Genomic DNA, 6957 nt, shown 5'->3' on the forward strand with positions numbered 1-6957 from the left:
AGGCCGTACACGGGGACGGAGCCCGTGTCGTACGGCGGGAGCGGGCCCGCGCCGTACGCCGGCATGGAGCCCGTGTCGTACGTGGGGAGCGCGCCGGTGTCGTACGGGGACGGGGCGTCAGGCCCGTAGACGGGGGTGGCGCCCGTGTCGTACGAGGGCGTGCCGCCCGCGGGGTACGAGGGGTTCGCACCGGTGTCGTACGGAGAGGCCCCGCCCGGGCCGTACGAGGGGACCTCGCCCGTGTCGTACGGGGTGGACGCGGGCGGCGCGAAGGCCTGTGCGGGCGGCGGCGGGGAGGGCGCGGGCCAGGATCCGGGCCTGTTCTGGGGGTCCTCGACGATGGGCAGTTCCTCGGTCATGGGGACGCGCTCGGCGAGGGGTATCTCGCCGGCGGGTATGCGGGCCGTCGTCTCGCCGCCCAGGGAGACCGCGCGATAGCCGGCCGAGATACCCGTACCGGTACCGGAATCCGGCAGCGAGCCGGTGGCCGCGAAGGGATCCGAGGACGTGACCGCGAACGGGTCCGGGGAGGGCGGAGCGGCCGGCGGCGCGAACGGCTCTGCCATGGACCGCGTCGCCTCGTACAGCGGCGGGGCCGGAGCGGCGAGCCGCGGGGGCGTACGGGGCCGGCCCAGCGCCGGGCCCGGCGGCTGCGCGGGGACGGACTCCTGGAGCCTCCGCTGCCGGTAGTCCCGCTGCTGCGGGATGCCCATGGCGCCCGGGAGCGGGTCCGACACGAGATCGCGGCGGGTCTGCTCGGGCTTCGGTGCCTCGCCGACGCCCCCGCTCAGTACCAGGATCCGGTCGGCGATACGGCGCTTGACGGGCTGGGGCAGGAGCCGCAGCGACACGGCCCCGGCGACCGCGAGGAGGGCGAGGCAGTACATCGTGACGACCCAGGTCGCGGCGGGACGGCCGGTGTACAGGCCGTGCACCAGGGCGAAGCACCAGGCCGGATAGGCCACCATGTGCATCGCGCGCCAGCGGCCCGCGAACCTGCCGGGCACGGCGAAGGCGCTGCGCATCGCGCCGGTCGTGGCGGCCACGATCATCAGCAGCCCGGCCAGCGAGCCGAAGCCGATGAGCCCGTTCGTACCGCTGAGACCGAGGCCGAACGGCACCAGGGCGCCCAGCAGCGCCACATGCCCGAGGGCGACCTTGACGGTGACATGCAGCAGCAGAAAGCCGAGCGAGGCGATCGCGGTCGCCCGGTGGACGCCCTGGGCCAGCAGCCGGTGGCGCGGCGAGAGCAGCAGCCGGTCGGTGGCCATCAGACCCCAGGCGACGGCCGCGGTCAGGGACAGCAGCGACAGCACACCGGTGGTGAAATCGAGTGCGGCACGGAAGGCGTCGCCTCCCGCGACGGCGAGCAGGGGTAGCAGTACCAGCGCGGCGACCGTGAGTCCGCCCTGTACCTGACGGCTCATGCCGGGATCGAGGGCGGGCGACGAGCTGAACTTGCGTTGACGGTTCATGAGGGGGCAACTCCGAATGGCTCGGGAAAGCGGTCCCGTTGCCGCATGCTAAGTGGAGCCATACCAGGCAGTACCCGGTTTGCAGGTTTAACCAGGGGAAGGTGAGTTACCCGACTCCGGAAGGCCGGAGAGTTGCCCCGGAAGAGGGCGATACGCGGGGTAACGGATTCCGGACGCAACCATTCCGCGACCGTCTCGCGTCCCTCCTGTGGCCCTCCCGTACTCCTGCCGCGTCCGTCCCGTGCTTCTCCTGTGCCCCAGGCGCGTCTTTGGTGTGCTTTGTGTGTGCTTTTCCTGTGCGCCTGACGCGCTTTTTCTGTGTCCGCATCCGGGGTCCGCGCCCGCCCCCGTGTAAGGTCCGTGCGGGCTGTCGGGGCCCTGCGGTACCCTGACGCCATGCGAGCCGTGCGCCTTCTGCTTAGCGGGCCGCGCTGATCAGTCCCGACGGATGAGAAATCCGGTCGGAATCGGCGCGGCGTCCCCTCCTGTGCGAGGGGTTTTTTCGTTCACGGACCGGCACGGCGTTCGCCGGGTGCCGGAGCAGAGCCGAAACCGCCGGCAGAGACGATCGATGGAGCTTCAGAGGACATGAGCGAGACGAATCCCGCTGCCGCCGAGTTGGCAGCGCCGCACCGCTACACGGCCGCGATGGCCGCCGATATCGAGGCGCGCTGGCAGGACTTCTGGGACGCCGAGGGGACGTACGAGGCGCCGAACCCCTCGGGCGAGCTGGCCGGTGACCCGGAGCTGGTCGCCAGGCCCAAGAAGTTCATCATGGACATGTTCCCCTACCCGTCCGGCACCGGTCTGCACGTCGGACATCCGCTGGGCTATATCGCCACCGATGTGTTCGCCCGTCATCAGCGCATGACCGGCCACAACGTCCTGCACACACTGGGCTTTGACGCGTTCGGCCTGCCCGCCGAGCAGCACGCGGTCGCCACCGGCACACACCCCCGGGTCTCGACCGAGGCCGCCATGGACAACATGAAGTCCCAGCTCCGCCGGCTGGGCCTGGGGCACGACAAGCGCAGGTCCGTGGCCACGATCGACCCGGACTACTACAAGTGGACCCAGTGGATCTTCGTACAGATCTTCAACTCCTGGTACGACAAGGACGCCGACCGGGCCCGCCCCATCGACACCCTGGTGGCGCAGTTCGAGAGCGGGGAGCGTGCCACTCCTGACGGGCGCCCCTGGAGCGCGCTGAGCGCCGCCGAACGCTCCGACGTCCTGGGCGAGTACCGGCTGGCGTACGCCTCCGACGCGCCCGTCAACTGGTGTCCCGGACTGGGCACCGTCCTGGCCAACGAGGAAGTCACCGCGGACGGCCGCTCCGAGCGCGGGAACTTCCCGGTCTTCAAGGCGAAGCTGCGCCAGTGGAACATGCGCATCACCGCGTACGCCGACCGGCTGCTGGACGATCTGGACGCCCTGGACTGGCCCGAGGCGATCAAGCTCCAGCAGCGCAACTGGATCGGCAGGAGCGAGGGCGCGCGCGTCGACTTCCCGGTCGGCGACGCCGGCGCGATCACCGTCTTCACGACCCGTCAGGACACCCTGTTCGGCGCCACCTACATGGTGCTGGCGCCCGAGCACGACCTGGTCGAGAAGATCGTCCCGGCCGTCTGGCCCGAGGGCACGCACGAGGTGTGGACGGGCGGTCACGCGACCCCCGCCGACGCCGTCGGCGCGTACCGCAAGCAGGCCGCGTCCAAGTCCGACGTCGAGCGGCAGGCCGAGGCCAAGGACAAGACCGGTGTGTTCACCGGCGCGTACGCCACCAACCCGGTCAGCGGCGAGCCCGTACCCGTGTTCATCGCCGACTATGTGCTGATGGGGTACGGAACGGGCGCGATCATGGCCGTACCGGCGCACGACAGCCGGGACTTCGCGTTCGCGCGCGCCTTCGAGCTCCCGATGCGCTGTGTGGTGGAGCCCTCGGACGGGCGCTCCACCGACCCCGCGGAGTGGGACGACGCGTTCGCCTCGTACGACGCGCACCTCGTCAACTCGGCGGGTACGGACATCTCGCTGGACGGCCTGAGCGTGACCGAGGCCAAGGCGAAGATCACCGAGTGGCTGGCCGAGCGCGGCATCGGCGAGGGCACGGTCAACTTCCGGCTGCGCGACTGGCTGTTCAGCCGCCAGCGCTACTGGGGCGAGCCCTTCCCGATCGTGTACGACGAGGACGGCACCGCGCACGCGCTGCCCGAGTCGATGCTGCCGCTGGAACTGCCCGAGGTCGACGACTACTCGCCGCGTACGTTCGACCCGGACGACGCGGACACCCAGCCCGAGACACCGCTGTCGCGGAACGCGGAGTGGGTGGACGTCGAACTGGACCTGGGCCGCGGCGAGGGCGTCAAGCGCTATCGCCGTGAGACCAACACCATGCCGAACTGGGCCGGTTCGTGCTGGTACGAGCTGCGCTATCTGGACCCGCACAACAGCGAGAAGCTGGTCGACCCGGACATCGAGCGGTACTGGATGGGCCCCCGCGAGGGGCAGCCGCACGGCGGCGTCGACCTGTATGTGGGCGGCGCCGAACACGCCGTACTGCACCTGCTGTACGCGCGCTTCTGGTCCAAGGTGCTGTACGACCTGGGGCACATCTCCTCGGTCGAGCCGTTCCACAAGCTGTACAACCAGGGCATGATCCAGGCCTTCGTGTACCGGGACAGCCGCGGTATCGCGGTGCCCGCGGCCGAGGTCGAGGAGCGGGACGGCGGGTACTGGTACCAGGGCGAGAAGGTCAGCCGGGTCCTGGGCAAGATGGGCAAGTCCCTGAAGAACGCGGTCACTCCGGACGAGATCTTCGCCGAGTTCGGAGCGGACACGCTGCGGCTGTACGAGATGGCCATGGGGCCGCTGGACGTCTCGCGGCCCTGGGACACGCGCGCGGTGGTCGGGCAGTACCGGCTGCTGCAGCGGCTGTGGCGCAATGTGGTCGACGAGACGACCGGCGAGGTCACCGTCGTGGACGCCGAGCCCGACGAGGAGACGCTGCGCGCGCTGCACAAGGCGATCGACGGTGTCACCCAGGACATGACCGGGCTGCGGTTCAACACCGCCATCGCCAAGATCACCGAACTGAACAACCAGCTCACCAAGGCGGGCGGCCCGGTGCCGCGCTCCGTCGCCGAGCGGCTGGTGCTGCTGGTGGCGCCGCTGGCCCCGCATGTCGCCGAGGAGCTGTGGCACCGGCTGGGCCACTCCGACTCGGTCGTGTATCAGGACTTCCCGGTCGCGGACCCGGCGTATGTGGTGGACGAGGCCGTGACCTGCGTGGTGCAGATCAAGGGCAAGGTCAAGGCGCGGCTGGAGGTCTCCCCGTCGATCTCGGACGAGGAACTGGAGGCGCTGGCGCTGGGTGACGAGGCGGTGGTCGCGGCACTGGGCGGCGCGGGCATCCGCAAGGTGATCGTACGGGCGCCGAAACTGGTGAACATCGTTCCGGCGTGACGTTTCCCGCCGGGGAACGCGGGCCCGAGCGGCTGCCCGCAGGCCGGCGGGCGGCACCAGGGGTGTCCCCTAAGGGCAGGTTGAGGGTTCTCGACAGGAACCCTTAACCTGCCTGTTCCGTTTACCGTGGAGGGAGCGGGAACGGACGGAGCGGGACCGACGACGAAGGGGCGCCCATGGAGGCCGCAATCTTGATCCTGGCGCTGCTCTTCGTCGCCTTCGTGTCGCTCGGGGTGTACGCGAGCGTCAAGGCGGTGGGTGCCGCCAAGCGCCGTGTCGACCGTACGATCTCGCAGGCGCGGCGCACGGTCGAGGAGACCACGCTGCGGGCCAGGAGCATCGGACAGACCGGTCTGGCCGGTGAACTGGCCCAGCTCAGGATGAAGCTGCGTACGTCGATACGGTCGACGGAGGAAGCGCTTCAGGCGGGCGTCGCCGAGGACGCCTCGCTGTCGGAGTCGGTCGCGCTCTTCCAGCGGCTGAACGGGCACGCCCGGGAGCTCGACGACGAACTGCGCCAGCTCGAACGGGACCCGGACCGGGCGAGGGTGGCCGAGCGGCTGCCCGAGCTGCGCGAGCGTACGGAGCGGATCACGCATTCGGCGGACTCGCTGCGCTGGGCGGCGCGGGACAGGGCGCGGAAGTTCGCGGAGGACGATCTCGCGTCGCTGAGCGAGCAGATCGACATGGAGTCGGGAGCGCTGCGGCACTGGTCGACGGCTGCCCCGGGGCCCGGCCCGGCGGCTGACCTGGGGCCTGGTCCGACGGCTGACCGTGCGTCGGACGCGGGGGCTGCTGGGACTGCGGGGGTTGCCGGGACTGCGCGTTCCGCCGGGTCCGGAGGGCCGCGGGCGGGGGCTCAGGAGGGTGCCGGGGTGCCTGCCCCGGAGGCCCCGGAGTCCGCTCCGGGGCAGTCGGCCGCCGACCACCGCGAGGCCGTGCAGGAGCCGGTGCAGGCCATAGAGCCGCCGAAGCCGGCCGATCCACGGCAGCGGTTCGCGTACCCCTGGCAGAAGCGGACCGGGCAGGCCAGGCCCGAGGCCACGAACTGACCGGACTGGATCGGGGGCCGGTCGGAATTGATCATTGTGCCGGGCCCGGGCTGCCGACCGGGGGCGACGACGGGTAACCTCCCGCTCATGTCCCGCCATGTCGCTATCGTCACCGATTCCACGGCCTACTTGCCGCCACAGACGATGGAGCGGCACGGCATCACCGCGGTGCCGCTGACCGTGGTGCTCGGTGACCGCGCGCTGGAGGAGGGCACCGAGATCTCGGCGCGTTCGCTGGCCCTGGCGCTCCAGAAGCGGCGGTCCGTCACCACCTCGCGCCCGAGCCCCGATGTCTTCGCGGCGGCCTATCGCGCGGCGGCTGAGGCCGGGGCGACGGGGATCGTCTCGCTCCATCTTTCGGCCGAGTTCTCCGGGACCTACGACGCCGCCGTGCTCGCGGCGAAGGAGGCGCCCGTGCCGGTCAGGGTGGTGGACACCGGGATGGTGGCGATGGCCCTCGGGTTCTGCGCGCTGGCCGCCGCCGAGGCCGCGGAGGGCGACGGCACGCTGGACGAGGCGGTGGCCGCCGCGGAGAAGCGGGCCGCGGGCACCTCCGCGTACTTCTATGTCGACACGCTCGACTATCTGCGCCGGGGAGGCCGGATCGGAGCCGCCCAGGCGCTGTTGGGCTCGGCGCTCGCGGTGAAGCCGCTGCTGCAACTGGACGGCGGACGGATCGAACTGCTGGAGAAGGTACGGACGGCCTCGAAGGCGATCGCGCGGCTGGAGGAGATCGTCGCCGAGCGGGCGGACACGAGCCGGGTGGACATCGCCGTACACCATCTCGCGGCACCGGAACGGGCCATGACGCTCGCCGAGCGGCTGCGCGAGCGGGTGCCGGGGCTGGTGGATCTGCATGTGAGCGAGGTGGGCGCGGTGATCGGCGCGCACACGGGACCGGGGCTGCTGGGAGCGGTGATCTCACCGCGCTGAGGGGCGGGGCGTCGGCTCTCACCGCGCTGAGG

Annotated in this window: 4 protein-coding genes; 3 read left to right on the forward strand and 1 reads right to left on the reverse strand. The window is 71.1% G+C overall.

Annotation, left to right across the window (positions count from 1 at the left end; genetic code table 11):
• Positions 1-1475, reverse strand: a 1475-nt coding sequence (locus WH07_RS40495) for a ferric reductase-like transmembrane domain-containing protein (RefSeq protein WP_052744555.1), incomplete at its 3' end; no start/stop codon positions are given.
• Between the two features lie 588 nt (positions 1476-2063).
• On the opposite strand from WH07_RS40495, the gene leuS reads away from it, so the two are divergent.
• The 3 genes from leuS to WH07_RS25270 all read left to right on the forward strand — a co-directional run bounded on the left by leuS (position 2064) and on the right by WH07_RS25270 (position 6925).
• Positions 2064-4940 carry a leucine--tRNA ligase gene (gene leuS, locus WH07_RS25260; RefSeq protein ID WP_046504456.1) on the forward strand — a complete coding sequence of 959 codons (2877 nt, stop codon included), beginning with the start codon at positions 2064-2066 and terminating at the stop codon, positions 4938-4940.
• Positions 4941-5116: 176 nt separating this feature from the next.
• Positions 5117-5992: a hypothetical protein gene (locus WH07_RS25265; RefSeq protein ID WP_046504459.1), complete on the forward strand. Its 876-nt coding sequence runs from the start codon at positions 5117-5119 to the stop codon at positions 5990-5992.
• A gap of 87 nt (positions 5993-6079) precedes the next feature.
• Entirely contained in the window at positions 6080-6925 is an 846-nt protein-coding gene (locus WH07_RS25270) for a DegV family protein (RefSeq protein WP_046504462.1), read from the forward strand.
• The last annotated feature ends 32 nt before the right edge of the window (positions 6926-6957 follow it).

The sequence above is a fragment of the Streptomyces odonnellii genome, assembly GCF_000981895.1.
GTDB classification, from domain to species: Bacteria; Actinomycetota; Actinomycetes; order Streptomycetales; family Streptomycetaceae; genus Streptomyces; species Streptomyces odonnellii.